22 protein-coding genes are annotated in these 20,755 nt (G+C 66.3%); 14 read left to right on the forward strand and 8 right to left on the reverse strand.

Annotation, left to right across the window (positions count from 1 at the left end; translation table 11 throughout):
- Positions 1 to 2 precede the first annotated feature (2 nt).
- Entirely contained in the window at positions 3 to 914 is a 912-nt protein-coding gene (locus A9973_RS11080) for an alpha/beta hydrolase (protein ID WP_183013838.1), read from the reverse strand.
- Positions 887 to 2,980, reverse strand: coding sequence for a TonB-dependent receptor domain-containing protein (locus A9973_RS11085; RefSeq protein WP_183013839.1), 2,094 nt, complete (start codon positions 2,978 to 2,980; stop codon positions 887 to 889). The genes A9973_RS11080 and A9973_RS11085 overlap by 28 nt, the downstream gene beginning before the upstream one ends.
- A 157-nt stretch (positions 2,981 to 3,137) precedes the next feature.
- Between A9973_RS11085 and A9973_RS11090 the strand changes: the two genes are divergently transcribed.
- The 3 genes from A9973_RS11090 to A9973_RS11100 all read left to right on the forward strand — a co-directional run bounded on the left by A9973_RS11090 (position 3,138) and on the right by A9973_RS11100 (position 5,352).
- The gene (locus A9973_RS11090; protein WP_183013840.1) at positions 3,138 to 4,196 is read left to right on the forward strand and encodes an AraC family transcriptional regulator; all 1,059 of its coding nucleotides are present in this window, start codon (positions 3,138 to 3,140) and stop codon (positions 4,194 to 4,196) included.
- Between the two features lie 63 nt (positions 4,197 to 4,259).
- Positions 4,260 to 4,949 carry a GntR family transcriptional regulator gene (locus A9973_RS11095; RefSeq protein WP_183013841.1) on the forward strand — a complete coding sequence of 230 codons (690 nt, stop codon included), beginning with the start codon at positions 4,260 to 4,262 and terminating at the stop codon, positions 4,947 to 4,949.
- Between the two features lie 40 nt (positions 4,950 to 4,989).
- Positions 4,990 to 5,352 (forward strand): hypothetical protein, encoded by a 363-nt coding sequence (locus A9973_RS11100; RefSeq protein ID WP_183013842.1) that lies wholly within the window; start codon positions 4,990 to 4,992, stop codon positions 5,350 to 5,352.
- Positions 5,353 to 5,382: 30 nt separating this feature from the next.
- On the opposite strand, the gene A9973_RS11105 is transcribed toward A9973_RS11100, so the two are convergent.
- The 3 genes from A9973_RS11105 to A9973_RS11115 are packed head-to-tail and all read right to left on the reverse strand — an operon-like array spanning position 5,383 to position 7,991.
- The gene (locus A9973_RS11105; protein WP_183013843.1) at positions 5,383 to 6,051 is read right to left on the reverse strand and encodes an RraA family protein; all 669 of its coding nucleotides are present in this window, start codon (positions 6,049 to 6,051) and stop codon (positions 5,383 to 5,385) included.
- Positions 6,052 to 6,090: 39 nt separating this feature from the next.
- Entirely contained in the window at positions 6,091 to 7,056 is a 966-nt protein-coding gene (locus tag A9973_RS11110) for a tripartite tricarboxylate transporter substrate binding protein (RefSeq protein ID WP_183013844.1), read from the reverse strand.
- A 59-nt stretch (positions 7,057 to 7,115) separates the two neighbouring features.
- Complete coding sequence (locus tag A9973_RS11115; RefSeq protein WP_183013845.1) at positions 7,116 to 7,991, reverse strand: NAD(P)-dependent oxidoreductase; 876 nt, start codon at positions 7,989 to 7,991, stop codon at positions 7,116 to 7,118.
- Positions 7,992 to 8,334: 343 nt separating this feature from the next.
- Here A9973_RS11115 and A9973_RS11120 point away from each other — a divergent pair, with 343 nt between their 5' ends.
- The 3 genes from A9973_RS11120 to A9973_RS11130 all read left to right on the forward strand — a co-directional run bounded on the left by A9973_RS11120 (position 8,335) and on the right by A9973_RS11130 (position 9,734).
- The gene (locus A9973_RS11120) at positions 8,335 to 8,844 is read left to right on the forward strand and encodes a DUF1993 family protein (RefSeq protein WP_183013846.1); all 510 of its coding nucleotides are present in this window, start codon (positions 8,335 to 8,337) and stop codon (positions 8,842 to 8,844) included.
- Positions 8,845 to 8,906: 62 nt separating this feature from the next.
- Positions 8,907 to 9,200 (forward strand): hypothetical protein, encoded by a 294-nt coding sequence (locus A9973_RS11125; RefSeq protein WP_220805463.1) that lies wholly within the window; start codon positions 8,907 to 8,909, stop codon positions 9,198 to 9,200.
- 87 nt (positions 9,201 to 9,287) lie between these two features.
- The gene (locus A9973_RS11130) at positions 9,288 to 9,734 is read left to right on the forward strand and encodes an SRPBCC family protein (protein ID WP_183013847.1); all 447 of its coding nucleotides are present in this window, start codon (positions 9,288 to 9,290) and stop codon (positions 9,732 to 9,734) included.
- A gap of 106 nt (positions 9,735 to 9,840) precedes the next feature.
- On the opposite strand, the gene A9973_RS11135 is transcribed toward A9973_RS11130, so the two are convergent.
- On the reverse strand, positions 9,841 to 10,662 hold the full coding sequence (locus A9973_RS11135; protein WP_183013848.1) for an IclR family transcriptional regulator C-terminal domain-containing protein: 822 nt from the start codon (positions 10,660 to 10,662) through the stop codon (positions 9,841 to 9,843).
- A gap of 174 nt (positions 10,663 to 10,836) precedes the next feature.
- On the opposite strand from A9973_RS11135, the gene A9973_RS11140 reads away from it, so the two are divergent.
- From A9973_RS11140 to A9973_RS11175, 8 genes are read left to right on the forward strand one after another with little or no spacing between them, the layout of a single operon-like run.
- Complete coding sequence (locus A9973_RS11140) at positions 10,837 to 11,820, forward strand: tripartite tricarboxylate transporter substrate binding protein (protein WP_183013849.1); 984 nt, start codon at positions 10,837 to 10,839, stop codon at positions 11,818 to 11,820.
- Positions 11,821 to 11,866: 46 nt separating this feature from the next.
- Positions 11,867 to 12,769: an SDR family oxidoreductase gene (locus tag A9973_RS11145; RefSeq protein WP_183013850.1), complete on the forward strand. Its 903-nt coding sequence runs from the start codon at positions 11,867 to 11,869 to the stop codon at positions 12,767 to 12,769.
- Positions 12,770 to 12,777: 8 nt separating this feature from the next.
- Complete coding sequence (locus A9973_RS11150; protein WP_183013851.1) at positions 12,778 to 13,653, forward strand: MaoC/PaaZ C-terminal domain-containing protein; 876 nt, start codon at positions 12,778 to 12,780, stop codon at positions 13,651 to 13,653.
- Between the two features lie 19 nt (positions 13,654 to 13,672).
- Positions 13,673 to 15,214 (forward strand): AMP-binding protein, encoded by a 1,542-nt coding sequence (locus A9973_RS11155; RefSeq protein ID WP_183013852.1) that lies wholly within the window; start codon positions 13,673 to 13,675, stop codon positions 15,212 to 15,214.
- 13 nt (positions 15,215 to 15,227) lie between these two features.
- The gene (locus A9973_RS11160) at positions 15,228 to 16,388 is read left to right on the forward strand and encodes an acyl-CoA dehydrogenase family protein (protein WP_220805464.1); all 1,161 of its coding nucleotides are present in this window, start codon (positions 15,228 to 15,230) and stop codon (positions 16,386 to 16,388) included.
- Between the two features lie 19 nt (positions 16,389 to 16,407).
- Positions 16,408 to 17,568, forward strand: coding sequence for an acetyl-CoA acetyltransferase (locus A9973_RS11165; RefSeq protein WP_183013853.1), 1,161 nt, complete (start codon positions 16,408 to 16,410; stop codon positions 17,566 to 17,568).
- Between the two features lie 2 nt (positions 17,569 to 17,570).
- On the forward strand, positions 17,571 to 18,026 hold the full coding sequence (locus tag A9973_RS11170) for a Zn-ribbon domain-containing OB-fold protein (RefSeq protein ID WP_183013854.1): 456 nt from the start codon (positions 17,571 to 17,573) through the stop codon (positions 18,024 to 18,026).
- Positions 18,027 to 18,028: 2 nt separating this feature from the next.
- Positions 18,029 to 19,144: a CaiB/BaiF CoA transferase family protein gene (locus A9973_RS11175; protein WP_370539483.1), complete on the forward strand. Its 1,116-nt coding sequence runs from the start codon at positions 18,029 to 18,031 to the stop codon at positions 19,142 to 19,144.
- 100 nt (positions 19,145 to 19,244) lie between these two features.
- Here A9973_RS11175 and A9973_RS11180 read toward each other — a convergent pair whose 3' ends face one another.
- Together A9973_RS11180 and A9973_RS11185 are read right to left on the reverse strand one after the other, a co-directional pair.
- Positions 19,245 to 19,829, reverse strand: a complete 585-nt coding sequence (locus A9973_RS11180) for a YceI family protein (protein WP_183013856.1) — start codon at positions 19,827 to 19,829, stop codon at positions 19,245 to 19,247.
- 130 nt (positions 19,830 to 19,959) lie between these two features.
- Positions 19,960 to 20,727 (reverse strand): class II aldolase/adducin family protein, encoded by a 768-nt coding sequence (locus A9973_RS11185; RefSeq protein ID WP_183013857.1) that lies wholly within the window; start codon positions 20,725 to 20,727, stop codon positions 19,960 to 19,962.
- Positions 20,728 to 20,755: the final 28 nt, after the last annotated feature.

The following is a 20,755-nucleotide window of genomic DNA, read 5'->3' on the forward strand; positions in this document are numbered from 1 at the left end:
CGCTACCGCACGAATTCGCGCAGCGTCGCGGCCAGCGATGCCGGCAGCATCTCGCCGTGGCCCAGGCCGGGAAACACCCGCAATCGGGCCTGCACGCCGGGGACGCCGCCCAGCGCGCGCACCACGCTTTCCGGGCTGTCGGGCAGGTCATCGCGGCCTTGCGCCTCATCGCCGGCCATTACCGTCACATCCACGCCCGGCTCCGGTACCGGGGCTGGGTGCGCCAGCGCTTGCAGGATGAATCGGCCATTCCACCAGATCGACGGGCTGGCCGCCACGTAGTGCCGGAACGCCTGCGGCCGGCTCAGCGCCACATGCAGGGCAAACAGGCCGCCGTAGGAATGGCCGTACAGCGTGCGGTTGCCGGCGTCGACGCGATAGCGCCGTTCCACCAGCGGCTGGATGCGCTGTTGCAGGATCGCCAGGAAGCGGTCGGCGCCGCCACCAGGCTTCGCCCAGCCTTGCGCATCAGGATCCCGCGGCGAACCGCGCGGCGCGTTTGCGTCGGGGGAAGGCGGCGTGTAGTCATAAGACCGCGCCGTCACGTTGAAGCGCTCGGCATCGTCGTAGCCGATGCCGACCACCACCGCTTGCAGCGACGTGCCGGGCGGCAAGGCAGGCGGCGTCCGTGTCAGGCTTTCAAACACGGCGTTGCCGTCCAGCATGTAAACGACCGGATAGCCGCCTGCCGGCGGTTGCCCAGCGGGCGGCGCCCAGACCGACACGCGGTACTCGGGTCCGCCATCCAGCGCGGCCAACACGTAGCGCTGCACCTGCGCGGCAGGCACCCCGACCGCCAACGCCGGCGGCTGCGCCGCCATGGGGCGGGCATGCCCGGGTTGCGCATTCGCGGACGCGGCCATGCCCAGGGCCAACACGGCCCCTGTCAGAACGAAACGGATGTGTTCAGCCATAGACGGCGACCCTCATCGACTTGCCAGTTTCCATCCAGACCGGTCGTGCGGGTGCGGTAGTCCACCGGCACGCGCTTGTCGGTCAGGTTCATCACCGCCAGGCGGAAGGTGACGTGCGAGTTCAGCTCATAGCTGCCGCCCAGGTCGAACGTGGTGGCGCCGGGCCGCCGGCGCGTCGTCGCCGACACGTTGCGGTAGTTGGCCCAGTACTGCTCGCTTTGCACATTCGCCGACGCGTACAGCGACAAGGCGTCCGACGCCCGCCAGTCCGCCCGCACGTTCAGCACATGGCGCGGCGTGCGGTCCAGCGGCTGCCCCTGCAACGACGTGCCGTCATAGGCCACTTCGTCATTCGATTTCCGCTTGGATTGCGTGTAGGTGTAGTTGCCGGTCAGCGTGACCGTGCGCGACAGCGGCAAGGTCAGGCTGGTCTCGGCGCCACGCAACGTGGCACGCCCGATATTGCCCCATTCGTAGGTGGCGCCCGAGGTGCCCGCGCAGCCGGTGACGCACTGGCTGTAGATCTTGTTCTTGAATTCGTTGTTGAACAGCGTGACCCCGGCCGCATATCGGTCGTCGTCCTGATAATGCAGGCCGATTTCCGTGCTGGTGCTGGTTTCGGGCTTCAGGTCAGGATTGCCGGCGATGCTGCCGCGCGGTGCGCCCACGGCGCCGCCGGTCGCCTGGATATAGTCCGCCGAACTCTGGCGCAGTTCAGGCGCGCGGAACGCGCGCGACACGCCGCCCTTGAGCGTCCAGGCGTCCGACAGGTGATAGACGGCGTACCCGCGCGGACTCCAATGCTGGCCATACCGTTCGTGGTCGTCCAGCCGGACGCCGCCAGTCAGCGACAGGTTATCGGTCACGGCCCATTCGTCTTCGCCGAACAAGGCCCAGGACCGTGTGCTCAAGCCCGACACGATATTGCGCGCCGTGGTCGAGGCGGCCTCCTTGTCGGTGCCGTACAGGCGCGTGTCGATGTACTGTCCGCCCACCTTCAGCATGTTGCCGGGCAGGGGCAGCGTCAACGTCGCGTCCAGCGTGGTGTTGACCAGCCGCGTGTCCGGGTATGACGTCGTGTCCTTGTCCCCGATCGTGTTGCTGGCCTTGCCCTCTTCGCGCTGCAGCGACACATTGGTCGTGCCGAAATTCCAACGGCCTTCATGCGAGACCGAATAGTGCGTATGGCGGTTCTTCAGGCTGTAGTCGCCCGTATCGGTCGCCGCCAACGACTTGCCCACGGTGCCGTAGCGGTTGTATTCGTCCTGCCCCGCTTCCAGCTGGATGTCCTGGTCTTTCGTGGGCGTGAGCGTCAGCCTTGCGGTCAGCCCGCGATCGCGGATGCCATACGAGCCGTCCACCACATCGGCTTGCGTCCGCTGGTTGGACTTGCCGAACAGCTGCAAGCCCAGCTTCTCTTGCTTGATCGGGCCCGCCAGGTAGAAATCCGCCTGCCGGCTGTTGCCCAGCTCGCTGTGCTGCTGCAAGGTGGCGCCCAGGTTGATCTCGCCGGTCCACGCCTGCGGCACCTTGCGCGTGATGATGTTGACCACCCCGCCGATCGCGTCGGAACCGTACAGCGACGACATCGGGCCCCGCACGACTTCGATCCGCTCGATGGCGGCCAGCGGCGGAATCTGGCTGGCCTGCACCATGCCCAGCTCTTCGCGGTTCAGCATTTCACGCGTGCCCTGGCGCTTGCCGTCCACCAGGATCAAGGTGTATTTGCCCGGCATGCCGCGGATGGAGATGTCCTGCTTGTTGGCATTGGCGCCGACGATGCTGACGCCTTCGACGTTGCGCAACGCGTCCTGCAGCGTATTGAAGGGCTGCCTGGCCAGGTCTTCGTGCGTCAGCACGGTGATGCTGGCGGGCGCGTCGGCAATGGATTGGTCATAGCCGCTGGCGGTCACGACCACGGGGGAAAGGGATTGCACGGGGCTTGCGGCGGCCTCGCCCGACGGCGGGGCGGTCTGCGCCTGGACGGCGCCAGTCATCCCGGCGATGGCCAGGGCCATCATCATCCAGGGCCGGCGGAGGACGAAGACGGCGGGACTTTGGGTCATAATGGTACTGATTCTCATGGTCATTTGGAAATTTTGCCCATGATTCCACGGAAATCGGGCAGGCATGTTTGCGCAAAGCGCCAGATGCTTTGCGGCAGCGGGCAGCGGGCCGCCCGCACGCAACGCGTGCGCGGCGCAGGTATTTTTTGGAGCAGCAATGGCGGGGCCGCGAAAACGGGCGGAAATGGCGGGCGGGATCTCATCCGCTCAATTGCGGGCGGCAGGGACGCACGTAGGCGGATCGCACGATATCGAGTCCCGCCACGGCGCGGGCGCGAAGACCCCGCTGGAAGGCAGCTTCCAGGTATTGCCGATACGGCCCGGCCTGATGCTGCGGCGCGCGGACGTGCGGGACTGCGGCGACAACGTGGTGCGTTCGACGCTCACGCCCGGCTTGAAATTGATCGTGCTGGAGCAAGGCGACGTCGAGCTGGAATTCGGCCATCACCATTTGCGCCTCAAGGGGCCCGCGCCCGGCGAAGGGCTGCAGGCGCGCCTGCTGATGCTGACGGCGCCCGCCAGCTTCATGCGGCGGGCGGCGCGCAACCACCGCGAACGCTCGATCACGCTGACGGTCGCGCCGCAATGGCTGCAAGACGGCGGACTGGCCGCTGGCGGATCCGCTCCGGACGCCGTCGACACCTCGGCCATCCAGTCCTTCCTGCAGACGCATCTGGCGCTGCATGCCTGGACGTTGACGCCGCGCGGCGTCACGCTGGCGCAACGCATCGCGCGCCCTCCCGCCCACGAAGACGGGGTGGACCGTCTGATGCTGGAATGCCGCTGCCTGGCGTTGCTGGGCGAGGGGTTGCGCCACGTGGCTCTGGCTGCGGCCACGGCGGGGGCAGCGGTGGGTCAAGGCGCCAGCGCGCCCGCCCCCCGCATCGAGCCGCGCCACGCGGCACGCCTGCTGGACCTGCGTGCCCGCATCGACGCCGGAAAAATTACCGGCCCCGGGCGCCTGGCCGACCTGACCGCCCAAACCGGCTTGGGCGTGCGGGCGCTGCAGCAGGGATTCCAGGCGCTGACCGGATCATCGGCCGTCGAGTATCTGCGGGAACAACGGCTGAAAGCCGCCCAGCGCGCGTTGGTGAGCCAAGGCGTCAGCGTGGCCCAGGCCGCCGCGACGGCCGGCTATTCCAGCGCCGCGAACTTCGCCACCGCGTTCAAGCGCCTGTTCGGCGTGTCGCCCCGCGATGCGCGGATGCACGGGTGATCCGGCCTATACCCTTCGGGTATAGTCTGGATCTCTTTGCGCCCTCAGGAATCCTGCGCCACCATGACCAGCGCCCGCGACCTTGTCTATGGGGAACTCCGCCGACGGCTGATGTCCGGCGTGTTCCTGCCTGGCGAGCACCTGCGCGAAGAGCACATCGCGGCCGAGCTTTCCGTCAGCCGCACGCCGGTGCGCAGCGCGATCGAACGGCTGATCACCGATGGCCTGGTCAAACGCGAAGGGCGGCGCGGCGCGGTGGTGCTGGGTTGGGTGGACCGCGACATCAACGAGGCGTTCGAACTGCGCCTGCTGCTTGAACCCTATGCCGCGCGCAGCGCCGCGGAACGCGCCACGCCCGAACAGATCGACCACCTTGAGCAGATCAACCAGCGCATGCTGGCCGCCATCCTTTCCGACGACACCGACCGCGTGGCGCGGGTCCAGCACTGCAACAACCTCTTCCACCATGCCTTGCTGGACGCGGCGCAATCCGCGCGGGTGCGCACGATGGTGGAGAACCTGCTGGACATGCCGATCATCATCGGCTCGTTCTACTTCTACACGCATGACGACATGCTGCGCAGCGTGGAGCACCATCGCCAGATCATCGCCGCGTTGCGCGCCCGCGATCCGGGATGCGCCGACATCGCCATGCGCTTTCACCTGACCACGACGCACCTGCTGTTCCGCAGCCAGCGCAAGCCGCCGGCCGATCCGTCGGCCGATACTCGGGCCGACACCCCGGCCGCCTGATGCCCGCCGCGGCGTTCAGCCTTACCCTTTATCCGCTTTCATGTATTCGCCCCAGATCCTCGTCGCCCTTTTCGTCCTGCTGCTGGCCGTGGCCATTCCGCTGGTCACGGTAGCCGTCCACCTTGCGCAGCTGTTGCGCTGGTCGTTCCACGCCGACCCCGCCACACGGGGCGAGCGCCCGCATTTCACGGGGCCCATGCTGGCCCTGCTGTTCAGCGTGCTGGCGGCCAGCGACTTCACGTCTTACGAGCCGATGCGGACCATCGCGGAACTGAATCCGGTGCCGATGGCCGCGCGCGCCTACTTCACAGTGGCCATGCTGGTGCTGGCGGTGCTGTCCTGGGCGTACGGCGGCGCAGTCAAGGACCGGATCCTGCGCCACCTGGGAATCGTCAAAACCTGACGGCAGCGCCGCGGGCGCGGCGCCGCGGGCTCAAGGCTTCCAGCCCTGCGCCTTCAGCCGGGCATCGATCCACGAGGTATCCAGCGTGCCGGCGGCGATCTGCGCCAGCATCTGTTCTTCGACCGCGTGCTTGGCCGACGCGGCCTCATACAACGCGGGCACCAGGTCATACGGCAAGGACAGCAAGCCGTCTTCGTCGCCCAGGATCAGGTCGCCCGGTTCGATCGTCATGCCGTCCAGCGCAATGACGCCGTTGATCTCGCCCGGACCATCCTTGTAGGGGCCCCGGTGCGTCACACCGGCCGCGTACACCGGGAACGAGCCGCGCCGGATGGTGCCGCTGTCGCGGATGGCGCCGTTGATCACGATGCCGGCCAGGCCGCGCGTCTGCGCATAGGTCGTCATGATTTCGCCGATGATGGCGTTGGTGAGGTCGCCGCCAGCGTCCACCACCACCACATCGCCGGGCTGCGCCAGTTCCAGCGCCTTGTGCACCAGCAGGTTGTCGCCCGGGCGCGAGCGCACCGTCAGGGCGGGGCCCGCCAGCGGATGGCCGTCATGCATGGGCCGCAGGCGCGCGCCGCCCGCCGTCATGCGCGACATGCAGTCGCTGATGTTGGCGACGGGGATGCGGCGGAATTTCTCGACGAACTCGCTCGAGACCGCGCGCTTGCGCGGATGGATGTCAAAACCGGTCATTCGGGTGCTCCTGGTGCGTTGCCTGGGGATCTGAAAGGATCATTGTTTCGGGATGCCCGCTTCCTGCACGACCTTGCCGAAGATGTCGTGGTCAGTACGGTGGCGCTTGCCCAGATCCGCCGGCGTGCCCGTCATGACGCTGTAGCCGGAGTCTTCCAGCTTCTTCACGACGTCGGGCTGCGCCTGCGATTTGTTCAACGCCTGGTTCAGGGTGGCGACCACGTCGTCCGGCGTCTTGCCGGGCGCCATCAGCCCCCACCAGATCGTCTGGTTGATGGTCTTGAAACCGCTTTCGGCGAAGGTCGGCACATCGGGCAAAGCGGGCGAACGTTCGTCCGCCACCACGGCCAGCGCGCGGACCTTGCCGCCGCGGATCTGCGGCAACAGCGACGCCACGGAACCCGTGTAGAGGTCGATGCGGCCGCTGGCCAGATCCGGGAATGCCTGCGACCAGCCGCGATACGGCACGTGCATCAGTTCCATGCCTGCCGCCTTGCGCCACAGATGGCCGATCAGGTCGCCGCTGCCGCCGATGCCGGGGATGCCCAACGACACCTGGCCCGGCCGCGCCTTCGCGGCCTTGACCACGTCGTCCAGCGTCTTGTAGGGAGAGTCCGGCACCACCACGAACACGCTTGGCGACGAGGCCACAAGGCCCACCGGCTTGAAGTCCTTGAAGGTGTCGTAGCTGAGCTTGTTGTACAGCCACGGGTTCAGCACGATGTTGTCCGTCTGCGCCATGACCAGCGTGTGGCCGTCGGGTTTGGCGCGCGCCGTGGCGTCAAGCGCCAGGTTGCCGCCCGCGCCCGGTTTGTTCTCGACCACGATGTTCCAGCCCGTGTCCTGCGCGATGGCCGAGCCGATCATTCGAGTCAAGGTGTCGGTTCCCCCGCCCGGCGGAAACGGAGAGATCAGCGTGATGGGGGCCGAGCCCATATCGGCCGCGCTGGCCACGGCGCAGGACGCCAGCAGCGCCGACGCCAGCAGAGTCTTTACGGATGTCATTGTCTTCCTCACATGTATTTGGAATAGGCGCGGCCCTCTGCGGGGCCGCGCTGCGCGAATCAGGATTGGCGCGCCAGGGGCGTCAGCCATGCCAGCCGGTCCGCGACGGAATCGGGAACATTGAACGAACCGGCGTCGCGCGCCGCTTCGATGCCCTTGGCGGTGCGGGCGAAGAGCCGTTCGACCCCGTCCAGCACCAGCGGCTGCAAACCGGCTTCGACCAGTTGCTCGCGCGCTTCACGCACCTCGGCCAGGCGGCGCGGCGCGTGCAGCACATGCGAACGCACGAACGAATCGACGAATGTCGTCAGCGGCGTCCGGTCCATGTCGGACAGGACTTCATACAGCGACGCCCGCAGGCCCATGCTTTCAGCGGCGACCAGGCATTCGACGGCCAGGCTTTCCATGCCTTTGGTCAGGATGCTGCGCAACAGCTTGAGGCGGACGGCATCGCCAGCCTGCCCTTCGATCGCCTGCGCGGGCGCGCCGCAGCCCAGCGCGAAGGCCGCCACGGCGGGTGCGCCCGTGCCGGCGCACAGCAGCGGCGTGCGTGCGCCCAGCAACGCGATGGCGCCCATGATCGCGACATCGGTGAAGGGCACGTCGCGTTGCGCGGCGATGTCGGCGGCGGCACGCATGTCGGCCGCGCTCGCGGTCGTGAAATCGGCATACGACGCGTCGGCGCGCAGATGCGGCAGCGCCTGGCCGGCGACCTTCAGCGCCGCGTGGCCGAAGACTGCCGACACCACGAGGTCCGCTTGCGCCAGCCACGGGCCGGGTTCGCCATGCAACGCGCTGCCGTGCGAGGCGGCTCGCGCCTGCATCTCGGCGTCTTGGCGCAATTCGCAGATGCCGACGATCGAATGCCCGCCAGCCACCCACGCCTGCGCATAGCAGTCGCCCACTTCCCCACATCCAATCAGAGCTATTTTCATGTTCATAAATACAAAAAAAATACAAACATGGTTATAGCGCGGCAGAAAGGACCCTTATTACTAGGGCAAACCCGGGTATTTACAAGAGAAACTGAACATAAAAAGTACATTCTGGCAATTTTGTTCCGCAGCCGGCCCCGCACCGCATAGCGGGCCGAGCGGGATGGCACCGCCGTCACTTTCACGCCGATCCGGGCGGTCATCGCGCGCTGCAGGTCAGGCAGGATCACCCCTGACCGCAGGAATCCTGCAAGCCGCCATCCTGTCGTCAATTGCTGGTAGTCTTGGGCCCAGCCGCGCGGGGCCACCCCGCGCCCGCCTCACCCATTCCGCGAGCCCCCCTATGACCACTCCCCTGTACGACGCATCTGTCCCTGTCATCAAGCAAATGCTGTCCGCCCTGTCGGACGTGCTGAAAAAGGCCGAAGCCCACGCCACCGACAAGAACATCGACCCGTCCGCCTATCTGGGCGCGCGCCTGTTCCCGGACATGTTCCCGCTGTCGCGCCAGGTGCAGATCGCCGCCGACTTCGCCAAGGGTATCGCGTCCCGCCTGGCTGGCGCGGAAGTGCCGTCCTGGCCGGATGGCGAACCGACGTTCGCCGAACTGCAGGCCCTGATCGCCAAGACCCTGGCGCATGTCGGTTCGTTCAAGCCGGAACAGTTCGAACAAAGCGCGTCCCTGGAAATCGTGCTGCGCCCGGGCACGCCGAAAGAAAAGAAGCTGTCGGGCAGCGCCTACCTGCTGCACTACGGCCTGCCGCAGTTCTTCTTCCACGTGACGACGTCCTACGCGATCCTGCGCCACAACGGCATCGAAGTCGGCAAGCGCGACTACATGGGCGCGTATTGATGCGACATCGGTGCGTGCGGGCCTGACCCCGCACAATTGAAGAAGGCCGCGGCGCTGTTGCCGTGGCCGATCAGGTGATGGCCTCGGGCGATGCCGCCGAACGCGCGCAGAGGGTCAAAGGGGCACACGCCCGCCGCGAACGGGATGCGGCGATCCGGACGGTCTTTGCCGACCCTGGCACACGGCACCATGAAGCGGTGGCAGAGGCCGAGCTTGATATCGACTACGCAGGATCTCCCATCGTCATGGGCGATCCGCACGAAGCGCTTTGGCCGGGCCAGCGGCTGCCTGATCAGATTCCCCTGCAAGGGCATGCCGAAGCGTTGTCGGCGTACGTCGGGCGGTTACAGAATTAGGGGTTTCTCCTGATCCCTGAGCTGTCGATTCCGGTATCGTCTGTTCGTCGTATCCATACCACCCACTCTATTGAAGGCGGATACACCATGACTACCGGAACCACTACCTTCCACCGCGTCCTGCGCGCCTCCCCCGACCGCGTCTACCGCGCTTTCCTTGAAGCCGACGCCATTGCGAAATGGCTGCCCCCTTACGGGTTCACCTGCCAGGTCCACCAGCTGGACGCCAAAGTGGGCGGCCGCCACAAGATGTCGTTCCGCAACTTCTCGACCGGCACCAGCATGGGCTTCGGCGGCGAATACCTGGAACTGGTCCCGTCCGAAAAGATCCGCTACACGGACCAGTTCGACGACGCGAACCTGCCCGGCCAGATGCAGACCACGATCACCTTGCGCAAGGTCGCCTGCGGCACCGACATCAGCATCGTGCAAGAAGGCATCCCTGCCGTCATCCCGCCCGAAATGTGCTACCTGGGCTGGCAGGAATCGCTGGCGCAGCTGGCGAAACTGGTCGAACCCGAAATCCCCGACTGATCCGGCCCGGCGGCGCTGCGCCTGCAAGCCAACCGCAACTTCGACCTGACGGACGGCCTGGGCAACCGCATGGAAAGTACCTGACTAGCGGGAAGCCCGTGCAAGGCTACGAGGCGCTGCGGCTGCCGGCTCGCGTGACGGGACGATTCGAAGGGCCGAGAAACGCGGGCGCCAGACCCGACAATTGTTGGGCGGCAGCGCGCAGTGCGGGCAGGATCGTCTTGATGGCGTCTTCCTGCGACATGTCGCCAGAAAGCAGATTGGCGCTGATGGCCGCCACGACATTGTTCTGCTCGTCGCGCACCGGCACGGCCAGGCCGCACACGTGCTGGTCGAATTCGCCGTCGACCCACGCATAGCCCTCGCGCAGCACCGTCTCCAGCTCGGACCGCAGCGCCGCCTTGCTGTCCACCGTGCGCGCGGTGATGGTGCCCAGCTCCGTCCCGTCTACGTAGTGGTTCAGGAATTCCTCGCTCTGGAACGCCAGCAAGGCGCGCCCCGGCGCGGTGGCGTACGCCGGTAGCCGGCTGCCCAGCCCCAGCCGCAGCGACATGATCTTCGGCGATGGGATCCGCAACACGAAAACCACCTCTTCGCCGTCGAAGACCGCCAGCGCGCACGATTCTTTCACTTGCGTGCACAGGTTCTCGAGCACGCGCTGGGCGTGTCCCCAGAAAGGCAGCGACGTCAGGTAGGTCATCCCCAGATTGAGGACCTTCGGCGTCAGCCGGAATCCCCTTTCGTCAGACTCGACCGCGAAGCCAAGCTCACACAGCGTCAACAGGATGCGCCGCACCACCGTGCGCGGCAGCGCGGTCGTCGCCGACACCGTCGCGACCGTGTGCGTCCCGCTGCGGCCCATCGCCTCGATGACGGCCAGTCCGCGCGCGAAGGCGCGCACGAAACCTTCGTTTTCTGGGGTTGCCATGGGGCATGCCTCTCCACAATGCGTCCCGGATTTTTTCGTCCGATAAGCCGAATCGATCATCCGAAACTTCGTTGACAAAAATTATAAAACGGATCTACAAAGCAATTTATCGGACACTAATATCCGCCAGGCGGTCATTTTAGAACACGCCGCCACAATAATCAGGAGACAACCATGAAGTTGAAGACACCTCTTCGGGCCGTCCTGGCGTCGTTCGCCCTGACCCTGCCGATGTGGGCCGCCGCCGCCGACGCGCCAGCCTTCCAGCCCACCAAGCCCCTGCGCATCATCGCGCCCAGTTCGCCCGGCGGCATCCTGGATCAGACCAGCCGGCTGCTGGGCAAGGGGCTGAGCGACCATTTCCGTCAACCCGTCATCATCGAAAACCTGCCCGGCGCCGGCGGCGTGATCGGCGTGCAGGCGATGCTCCGCGCCGAGCCGGACGGCTACACGATGGTCATGGGAAGCCTGGGCCCGAACGCGGCCAACTACGCGCTGCACGACAAGCTGCCGTACGCCTACGAGGACCTGGCTCCCGTGGCGCAGGTCTTGTCCATGCCCGACGTGCTGGTGGTCAACCCCAAACTGCCGGCGCGCACCATCGCCGAACTGAAGCGTTACGCAGCCTCGCGGCCCGGGGGGCTGTCGATGGCGGTCTCCACCAGCGGGTCGTCCGGCCACCTGGCCGGCGCATTGCTGAAACAGCGCGCCGGGATCAACGCGGTAGACGTGGTCTACCGCGGCGCGGCGCCCGCGCTGACCGATCTGGTCGGCGGCCAGGTCGACTTCATGGTCGACAACCTGATCACGGCGCTGCCGCTGATCCGCGCCGGCAAGCTGCGCGCGATTGCGGTCACGACAAAGGAACGCAGCCCGGAACTGCCCGATACGCCGACCGTCATGGAGGCCGGCTACGAGGATTTCGACGTCTCGGTCTGGCTGGGCCTGTTCGTATCGTCCAAGACGCCGCAGCCCGTCGTGCAGGCGCTTAACGCCGCCGTCAACAAGGCGCTGTCCGACCCTGCCATGCAGAAGACGCTGGCGCAGCAAGGCGGCCAGGCGGTCGTGGGAACGCCGGCGGATTTCGGCGCCTTCGTGCAGGCCGAAAAAACGCGCTGGGCCCAGGTCATCCAGACCGGAAACATCAAAAGCGAATAACCCCTCGATATCCATTCAAACCCACTCGCAACACCGGGAGCATTTCATGAAGGACAAAGTCATCGTCGTGACCGGCGCCGGCAACGGCATCGGCCGCGCCATCGCCATGCTGCTTGGCGCCCAGGGCGCCCGGGTCGTGGTCAACGACCTGGGCTCCAGCGGCAGCGGCGACGGCCGCGACAGCGGTCCCGCCAGCACAGTGGCGCGGGAGATCGCCGCCGCCGGGGGCATCGCGGTGCCGGACACCCATTCCGTGGCCGCCCCCGACAGCGCCGCGGCGATCGTGCGCACCGCGATTGACCACTTCGGACGGATCGACGGCGTCGTCAACAATGCCGGCATCCTGCGCGACCGCATCTTCCACAAGATGTCGGACGACGAATGGCAAGGCGTCATCGACGTGCATCTGAACGGCGCCTACTACGTCAGCCGCGCCGCCGCGCCGTATTTCAAGGCGCAGGAAAGCGGCGTATTCGTCCACATGACATCCAGCGCGGGCTTGATCGGCAATTTCGGGCAGGCGAACTATGCGGCCGCCAAGCTGGGCATCGTCGCGCTGTCGAAATCGATCGCCCTGGACATGGCCCGCTTCAATGTCCGCTCGAACTGCATTGCGCCCTTTGCCTGGAGCCGGCTGATCGGCACGTTGCCCAGCGAGACCGATGCCGAAAAACGGCGCCTGGCCCGCATGCAATCCATGACGCCGGAACAAGTGGCGCCGGTGGCCGTATTCCTGGCCAGCGAGGCCAGCCGCGACGTGAACGGACAGATCCTGGCGGTGCGCGGCAACGAATTGATCGTCATGAGCCAGCCCAGGCCGGTCATGTCCGTCCACCGCGCCGAGGGCTGGACGCTGGACAGCCTGGCGGAACATGCCGTGCCGGCGATGCGCAGGGCCTTCACGCCGCTGGACCGTTCCCCGGACGTCTTCAATTGGGATCCCATCTGAGGCGCGCCATGGCCATCGACTACCACCAACTCAAGCAATGGGAAATCCCCGAGCAGGTCACACGGTATCGCGAGGACGACTGCATCCGCTACGCGCTCAGCCTCGGCATCGCCTCGGACCCGATGGACGCAGCGGACCTGCGCTACGTCCATGAACGAGACACGCTGGTCGTGCCGACTTTCCTGGCAACCCTGGGTGCTCCTGGCGCGTGGGCGTCCGATCCGGGGACCGGCATCGACTGGATGCGGATCCTGCACGGCGAGCACCGCATGCGCTTTCACGCGCCATTGCCGGCATCGGGCAGCGTGCGCAGCCGCACCCGCGTCAGCCATGTCGTGGACAAAGGCGCCGGAAAGGGCGCGTTGGTCGTGACGCAGCGCACGGTCACCGATGCGGATAGCGGCGTGCCGCTGGCGACGGTCGACCACGTTTCCTTCTGCCGCGCGGACGGCGGCTTCGCGAACCCCGGGCAGCCGGCGGACGCTCCGCTTGACGCCCTGCCCGCCGTACCCGGGGGCCAGCCCGACATGCGCCTGGAAATGCCGACGCGCGCAGACGCCGCGCTGCTCTACCGCCTGAACGGCGACCGCAACCCCATCCACATCCTGCCGGCAGCCGCGCGCGAAGCGGGCTTCGAGCGCCCCATCCTGCACGGCCTGTGCACCTATGGCATGGCGGCCCGCGCCGTGCTGCGGCAAGCCTGCGGCGGCGCCCCTTCGCGACTGGCCAGCCTGGCCGCCCGTTTCTCGTCGCCGGTCGTGCCGGGCGAGACGCTGCGCGCCGACCTGTGGCGGGTTGCGGACCAAGTGCGTTTCCAACTGGTCGCGGTGGAACGCGACGCAGTCGTTCTCAGCCACGGCGTCGCAGACCTGCGCCATGAATAACCCGACGATGGAGACCGTCATGTCCGTACTTGAACGCCACGCCCGGCATATGCCCGACCGGATCGCCTATCGGATGGTCCCTTCGGGGGAAAGCGTTACGTGGCGCGAACTGGAATTGCGCTCGCGAAAATGCGCCGCCGCGCTGCTTGCCGCCGGCCACGTCGAAGGCGACGGCATCGCCGTACTGCTGGAGAATCACGTCCGGTACTTCGAGATCCTGTGGGCCGCGCACCGCATCGGCCTGTACTACACCACCATCAGCCGCCACCTCAAGGCGGACGAAGTCGCCTACCTGATCGGCGACTCCGGCGCGAAGACGCTGTTCTGTTCCACGCAGACGCTGGGCGACCTTGACCCGGCCATCGTGGACTGCCTGCCGCCCAACCGGGTCCTGCTCGACGGGGACAAGACGGGGTTCCGCCAGTACGAGACATGGATCAACCTGTTTCCAGACGACGTCGAATTGCCTCGGACCCAGGAAGGGACGGATTTTTCGTACTCGTCGGGCACCACCGGGATGCCCAAGGGGATCAGGCGTCCGCTGGCCGACGCCAACGCCTACTTCAAGGCACGCGCCGACCCGCGCACGCGCTGGAAGGATTTCGATGAAACCTCGGTCTACCTGTCGACCGCGCCCTTCTATCACACCGCGCCCGTGCGCTGGAACATGGCCGTCATGCGGGCCGGCGGAAGCTGCGTGCTGATGCAGAAGTTCGACCCGTCGATGGCGCTGGACGCCATCCAGCAGTATCGCGTCACGCACGCGCAATGGGTGCCGACCATGTTCGTCAGGCTGCTGCGCCTGCCGCCGCAAGAGCGGGCGCGCTTCGATTTGTCGAGCCTGCGTTTCGCCATCCATGCCGCCGCCCCCTGCCCGGTCCCCGTAAAGGAACAGATGATCGGCTGGTGGGGCCCGGTGCTATACGAGTACTACAGCGGCACCGAGCTGGTCGGGCGCACCTCCATCGACTCCGAAGAATGGCTGTCCCACAAGGGTTCGGTCGGAAAGCCGGAATTCGGACAGGTGCACATCGTGGGCGAAGACGGCGCCGAGCTGCCCGCGGGACGGACAGGCGTCGTCTATTTCTCGGGCGGCGGCCGCTTCAATTACCACAATGATGCGGAGAAGACCGCCCGGGCCTACAACGAACGCGGCTGGGCCACCTACGGAGACGTGGGGCACGTGGACGCCGATGGCTTCCTCTACCTGACGGACCGCCTGGCCAACACCATCGTGTCCGGCGGCGTGAACATCTATCCGCAAGAAGCGGAAAACGTATTGCTGACGCACGAGGCCGTGGCGGATGTGGCCGTGGTCGGCGTGCCCAACGAGGAATTCGGCGAAGAGGTGAAAGCGGTCGTGGAACTGCATGACGCGCAGCGCGCCGGGGACGCGCTTGCGCAAGAGCTGATGCAGCTTTGCCGCGCACGGATTTCCGCCATCAAGTGCCCGCGTTCCGTGGACTTCGTGCAGGCGCTGCCGCGCACCGAAAGCGGCAAGCTGCTGAAACGCACCGTCAAAGCGGCCTATTGGCCGTCCGAAAACCGCATTGCCCATTGATGGGGCCCCGTCCATGACACAGCACCACGCAAGCTACTCTCCGCCGCGCGCCATGTTCACGCCCGACCACGAGCTGTACCGGTCCAGCGTCGCCCGCTTCATCGCCGACCGGATCCAACCCGCCCATGCCGAATGGGAAGACGCCGGCATGGTGCCGCGCGGTCTCTGGCGCGAAGCGGGCGAGGCGGGCCTGTTGCTGCCCAGCATCGCGGATACCTACGGCGGCGGCGGTGGCGACTTCCTGTACAGCGCCATCGTCGTCGAGGAGATCGCCCGCGCCCTTGTCAGCGGGGTGACCGGCTTCACCACGCACTCTGAAAATGTGGCGCCTTATCTGGCGGAATTCGGCACGCCCGCGCAAAAGCAGTCGTTCCTGCCGAGAATGGCCACGGGCGACGTGGTGGGCGCCATCGCCATGACCGAACCCGGCGCGGGCAGCGATCTGAAGGCCATCCGCAGCAGCGCCGCCCGGGTCGACGGCGGCTATCGGCTCAATGGACAGAAGACGTTCATCACCAACGGCTATCACGCCGACTACGTGCTGACGTTCGCCAAAACCGATCCGTCACGCGGCGCGCACGGCATCAGCCTCTTCTGGGTGGACGCAACGTCGCCCGGCTTTTCGCGCGGGCGCCTGCTGGACAAGGTCGGGCAAAAGGCGCAGGACACCGCCGAGCTCTTCTTCGACAACGTCTTCGTTGCCGACGACATGCTTGTCGGCGAGGCCAACGCCGCCTTCGGCTATGCCATGAGCGGCCTGGTACGCGAGCGCCTGCTTATCGCCCTGCGTTGCGCGACCGCCCTGGAAGTCGCCCTGGAATGGACGCTGGACCACGTCAAGCAACGCCGCGCCTTCGACAAGACGCTTATCGAGAACCAATTCATCCGCTTCCGTCTGGCCGAGATCAAGACGCACGCCTGTGCCACCCGGGCCTTCGTCGATAGCTGCCTGGCGCAGTACCTGGCCGGCGCATTGACACCCGACGGCGCCGCGATGGCCAAGCTCTGGGCCAGCGAAGCGACGCGGGCGATCGATGACCTGATGCAGTTTTTCGGGGGCTACGGCTACATGCGCGAATACCCGATCGCACGCGCCTACACGGACGTGCGGCCCAACCGCATCTATGGCGGCTCGTCTGAAATCATGCGCGAAGTGATTGCCCGCGCGCTCTGAACCATCGACCGGATTATTCATGACGCAAAACCTTTCACGCTCCATCGCCATCGCCGGTGTCGCGGAATCCGACCTGGGAAAAGTCCCGGGCAAGACCGCGCTTGAGCTGCAGGCGCAAGCCGCCGGCCGCGCGCTGCGCGACGCAGGGATCGCCTTGAGTGAGGTCGACGGCGTGTTCGCCCACACCGACGACCGCTTCTCCAGCCTGCAACTGTCGGAATACCTGGGCCTTACGCCGCGCTATGTGGATTCGACCAATGTCGGCGGCATGTCGAACATCCTTCATATCCGCCATGCGATGGCCGCCATCGCGGCCGGCATGTGCTCGGTGGCGCTTGTCACCTATGGCAGCACCCAGCTCTCGGACGGCTCGCGAAAAAGCGGCGCGGGCACGGCCGACAACCCGGCCTCGCCGCGCGGCCAGTTCGTCGCGCCCTATGGGCAGCTCAGCCCCATCGGCTATTACGCCATGGTCGCGCAACTGCATATGCATCGCCACGGCACCACGCCGCAAGACCTGGCCGAAGTCGCGGTCGCCGCGCGCCGGTGGGCCCAACTGAATCCCCAGGCTTACCGCCGCGAACCGACCAGCATTGATGAGGTCATGGCGTCGCCCGTCATCGCCTCGCCCTTGCGCCAGCGCGACTGCTGCCTGGTGACGGACGGCGGCGGTGCGCTGGTGATCACGTCCGCCGCGCGCGCCAGAGACCTGCCCGGCAAGCCCGTCTACGTCATGGGCATCGCCGAATCCCACGCGCACCACTACACACCGTTCGACACCGCCGACTGGTTGGACACGAACGTCGCCGGAACCGCCGAGGCCGCCTTCCGAATGGCGGACGTTTCACGCGAAGACATCGACGTGGTGCAGATCTATGACCACTTCACCATCGGCGTGCTGCAGTCGCTGGAAGAACTGGGTTTTTGCGGCCGCGGCGAAGCCGGCGACTTTGTCGCGGACGGCGCCCTGGCGCCAGGGGGCCGGTTCCCGATCAACACCTCTGGCGGTGGACTGTCCTATGGTCACCCCGGCATGTTCGGCACTTTCCTCGTCATCGAAGCGGTCCGGCAGCTTCGCGGCGAATGCGGCGAACGCCAGCTTCCGAAGGCAGAGCTGGCGCTATGCCACGCCCCGGGGCTGGTCTTCTCCTGCAACACCACGATGATTCTTGGAGTATGACGATGCGCGCACCCGAACGCCTCTTGCCGCAACCGACCGACCTGACCCGGCCTTTCTGGGATGCCGCGCAGGACAACCGGCTGACCGCGCAAACCTGCCTGGCCTGCGGGCAAGCCCAGTTCTACCCCAGACCCTTCTGCGTGAAGTGCGGATCAGAGCAGCTCGAATGGAAAACGCTCTCCGGCAAGGGCCGCATCTACACCTACACCATCAATCACCGTGCCTCCAACGCTTTCATGAAAACGCGTGTGCCCTACGCGGTGGCCATCGTGGACCTGGATGAAGGGGTGCGCATGATGGGAAACATCGTGGAGGGGGACCTGGCCGACATCCAGATCGGAAAGCAGGTGCATGTCGTGTTCGAGGCGCTGTCCGAGACCTTGAAACTGCCGCAGTTCGCACTGTCGCCCTCTCACATCAGTGAGCCTGCCCTGCTGTCCAACCCCTCCCGGCAATAGGAATCCCCATGCTGTCTGGCATCAGGATCGTCGAAATCTGCGGCATCGGCCCCGGCCCGTTCTGCGCCATGCATCTGGCTGACCTGGGCGCGGACGTCATCGCCGTAGAGCGACAACTGCCGCCGGGCGTGGCGGATCCGAATGGCGACGGCTACGTGCTCAATCGCGGCAAGCGTTCCATCACGGCCGACCTCAAGACCGCCGAAGGCCGCGACCTGGTCCTGCGGCTGGTGGACCAGGCGGACGGATTGATCGAAGGCATGCGACCCGGCGTCATGGAACGCTTGGGGCTGGGGCCGGAGGCCTGCATGGCGCGCAATCCCCGCCTTGTCTATGGCCGCATGACGGGCTGGGGCCAATCCGGCCCGCTGGCTCAGGCCGCAGGCCATGACGCCAACTACGCCGCGCTGTCCGGCGCGCTGTACTACAGCGGCGGCGGAAAAGAACCGCCCGTATCGCCCTTCACGCTACTTGGCGATATCGGCGGCGGCGCGCTCTATCTGGCGGTGGGGATGCTCTCCGGCATCCTGCGCGCCCGGTCCTCGGGCATCGGCGCCGTCGTGGACGCCGCGATCGTCGACGGGTCCGCGCACATGCTGCAACTTCTGCTCTCGACGCAACGAAAGGGCTACATCTCTGGCCAGCGCGGCGCGAACCTTCACGACGCCTCGCACTTCTATGCGACCTACCGCTGCGCCGACGGGCACTTCATCACCGTAGGCGCCATCGAGCCGCAGTTCTACGCGCTGCTGCTCCAGAAGCTGGGGCTGGACAAGACGGCGGGCTTCGCCGATCAATGGAATCGCAATCAGTGGCCGGCGCTACGCCAGCAGATGGCCGAGATCTTTGCAGCCAGGACCCGCGACGAGTGGTGCACGCTGATGGAAGGCACGGACGTTTGCTTCGGCGCGGTGCTAAGCCCCGAAGAGGCCACCGCCCATCCCCATCATGCGGCGCGGGGGACATTCTTCAAGGCGCAAGGCCATGCCCAGGTGGCGCCGGCCCCGCGCTTCGACGGCCGAACGGCGACACCTGGATCCATCCCCGGGCGCGGCCAGCACACCGCCGACATCATGACCGCCCTGCGTAGGGATCCCGCCGCAAGCCCCTGGATTTGAATCGCACTGTATCCGCGCTTATCGACGCCCAACGGCGCGCCGCAAGCGTTCGCCGAAGCGGTGCTTGACGTCGCAAAACGCTGAAGACCGCTTCCTGGCATCAAGGGCGCCGACCGGCTTCCACCTGGATCTTCAGCTCCACTTCCGGCTTGAACCCCATGTCCAGGCCGAAGTCCAGCCCGAAGTCTTTACGGTTGAACTTCGTGGACACGTCGGCGCCGCAGAACTCGCGCTTTTCCATCGGGTGCTGGATGCACTTGAAGTCGTCGATCTCCATCTTGACGGGCCGGGTGACGCCGCGCAGGGTCAGGTCGCCGGTGGCCTCTTCCGGGCGGTCGCCGTCGAATTTGGTGAACGTGCCCTTGAAGGTGGCCGTGGGATAGCGGGCGGCGTCGAAGATATCGGGCGCGACCGCGTGCTGGTTCATTTCGTCATGGCCGAAGTCCACGGAATTGATGTCCACCGTGACATCCACCGTGCCGGTGCGCGCCTCGCGGTCCAGCACCACCACGCCCTTGGACTTGTTGAACTTGCCGCGCCACGTGGACAGGCCGCCCATGTGATCGGCTTCGAAGCTGGGATAGGTGTGGGAAGGATCCAGATCGTAGGTTACCGGCGCGGCGGCAGCCGGCAGGGTCAGCATCAGCGCGGTGGCGCCCAGCAGCAGGGTCGGTATCGACTTCATCAACGCTCCTTATGAAAGGGGTTCCGCGCAAACAGCCGCAGACACCCGTTGGAACCTCGACCTTAGCATTCAGTTCCGCGTCAGCCCAGACAATGCGGGCCGACCCTGCCGCCTGCGCTGCCCGCGCCGCCTAGTCCGCGTAGCCCGGATTCTTCCGATCCAGCCGGCGCAGCAGGCCCGGCCAGGCCAGCGCCGCCTTGTGCGCCCGGTCCGCCGGGGATTCCACCGCTGCGCGCGCCAGGACTTCCGGGGGAATGAAGATCAGTTCCCCGCCGCCCGCCTGCGCCCGCACCTGCGCCATGCAGGCGGCTTCCAGGCGGTGCATGGCCTGGAACGCTTCGGCCATTGTCTGCCCCACCGTCAGCAAACCGTGGTTGCGCAGGATCAGGTAGTTGTTGCTGCCCAGGTCGCGCACCAGCCGCGGCTGCTCTTCCGGGTTCAGCGCCAGGCCTTCGTAGTCGTGATAGCTCAGCGAACGCAGCGCGATGAACGCGAACTGCGACAGCGGCAGCAAGCCCGCCTTCTGCGCCGACACCGCCACGCCATTGATGGAATGCGTATGCAGCACGCACATCGCGTCCTTGCGGGCCGCGTGGATACAGCTGTGGATGGTGAAGCCGGCCGGATTGATGTCGTAGTCGGACGCCATGACCTTGTTGCCGTGCAGATCGATCTTGACCAGGCTGGACGCCGTGATCTCGTCGAACATCATCCCGTAGGGATTGATCAGGAAATGCTCCGTGCCCGGCACCTTGGCGGTGATGTGCGTGAAAATCAGGTCGTCCCACCCGAACAGCGCCACCAGCCGATACAGGGCAGCCAGATCGGTGCGGATCTGCCATTCCGTCGCGCTGACTTGGTCGCGCACGCTGGCGCCCTGCTTGCTTATCGTGTCCATCCCGTCTCCAGTCTTGGTATCCAGACTT

The sequence above is a fragment of the Achromobacter sp. UMC46 genome (genome assembly GCF_014170335.1).
GTDB lineage: Bacteria > Pseudomonadota > Gammaproteobacteria > Burkholderiales > Burkholderiaceae_B > Achromobacter.

Bases quoted from the DNA above. Each gene is read 5' to 3' on its own strand.
- A9973_RS11080 (WP_183013838.1), bottom strand. From the start codon at position 914: ATGGCTGAACACATCCGTTTCGTTCTGACAGGGGCCGTGTTGGCCCTG.
- A9973_RS11085 (WP_183013839.1), bottom strand. From the start codon at position 2,980: ATGACCCAAAGTCCCGCCGTCTTCGTCCTCCGCCGGCCCTGGATGATG.
- A9973_RS11090 (WP_183013840.1), top strand. From the start codon at position 3,138: ATGGCGGGGCCGCGAAAACGGGCGGAAATGGCGGGCGGGATCTCATCC.
- A9973_RS11095 (WP_183013841.1), top strand. From the start codon at position 4,260: ATGACCAGCGCCCGCGACCTTGTCTATGGGGAACTCCGCCGACGGCTG.
- A9973_RS11100 (WP_183013842.1), top strand. From the start codon at position 4,990: ATGTATTCGCCCCAGATCCTCGTCGCCCTTTTCGTCCTGCTGCTGGCC.
- A9973_RS11105 (WP_183013843.1), bottom strand. From the start codon at position 6,051: ATGACCGGTTTTGACATCCATCCGCGCAAGCGCGCGGTCTCGAGCGAG.
- A9973_RS11110 (WP_183013844.1), bottom strand. From the start codon at position 7,056: ATGACATCCGTAAAGACTCTGCTGGCGTCGGCGCTGCTGGCGTCCTGC.
- A9973_RS11115 (WP_183013845.1), bottom strand. From the start codon at position 7,991: ATGAAAATAGCTCTGATTGGATGTGGGGAAGTGGGCGACTGCTATGCG.
- A9973_RS11120 (WP_183013846.1), top strand. From the start codon at position 8,335: ATGACCACTCCCCTGTACGACGCATCTGTCCCTGTCATCAAGCAAATG.
- A9973_RS11130 (WP_183013847.1), top strand. From the start codon at position 9,288: ATGACTACCGGAACCACTACCTTCCACCGCGTCCTGCGCGCCTCCCCC.
- A9973_RS11135 (WP_183013848.1), bottom strand. From the start codon at position 10,662: ATGGCAACCCCAGAAAACGAAGGTTTCGTGCGCGCCTTCGCGCGCGGA.
- A9973_RS11140 (WP_183013849.1), top strand. From the start codon at position 10,837: ATGAAGTTGAAGACACCTCTTCGGGCCGTCCTGGCGTCGTTCGCCCTG.
- A9973_RS11145 (WP_183013850.1), top strand. From the start codon at position 11,867: ATGAAGGACAAAGTCATCGTCGTGACCGGCGCCGGCAACGGCATCGGC.
- A9973_RS11150 (WP_183013851.1), top strand. From the start codon at position 12,778: ATGGCCATCGACTACCACCAACTCAAGCAATGGGAAATCCCCGAGCAG.
- A9973_RS11155 (WP_183013852.1), top strand. From the start codon at position 13,673: ATGTCCGTACTTGAACGCCACGCCCGGCATATGCCCGACCGGATCGCC.
- A9973_RS11160 (WP_220805464.1), top strand. From the start codon at position 15,228: ATGACACAGCACCACGCAAGCTACTCTCCGCCGCGCGCCATGTTCACG.
- A9973_RS11165 (WP_183013853.1), top strand. From the start codon at position 16,408: ATGACGCAAAACCTTTCACGCTCCATCGCCATCGCCGGTGTCGCGGAA.
- A9973_RS11170 (WP_183013854.1), top strand. From the start codon at position 17,571: ATGCGCGCACCCGAACGCCTCTTGCCGCAACCGACCGACCTGACCCGG.
- A9973_RS11180 (WP_183013856.1), bottom strand. From the start codon at position 19,829: ATGAAGTCGATACCGACCCTGCTGCTGGGCGCCACCGCGCTGATGCTG.
- A9973_RS11185 (WP_183013857.1), bottom strand. From the start codon at position 20,727: ATGGACACGATAAGCAAGCAGGGCGCCAGCGTGCGCGACCAAGTCAGC.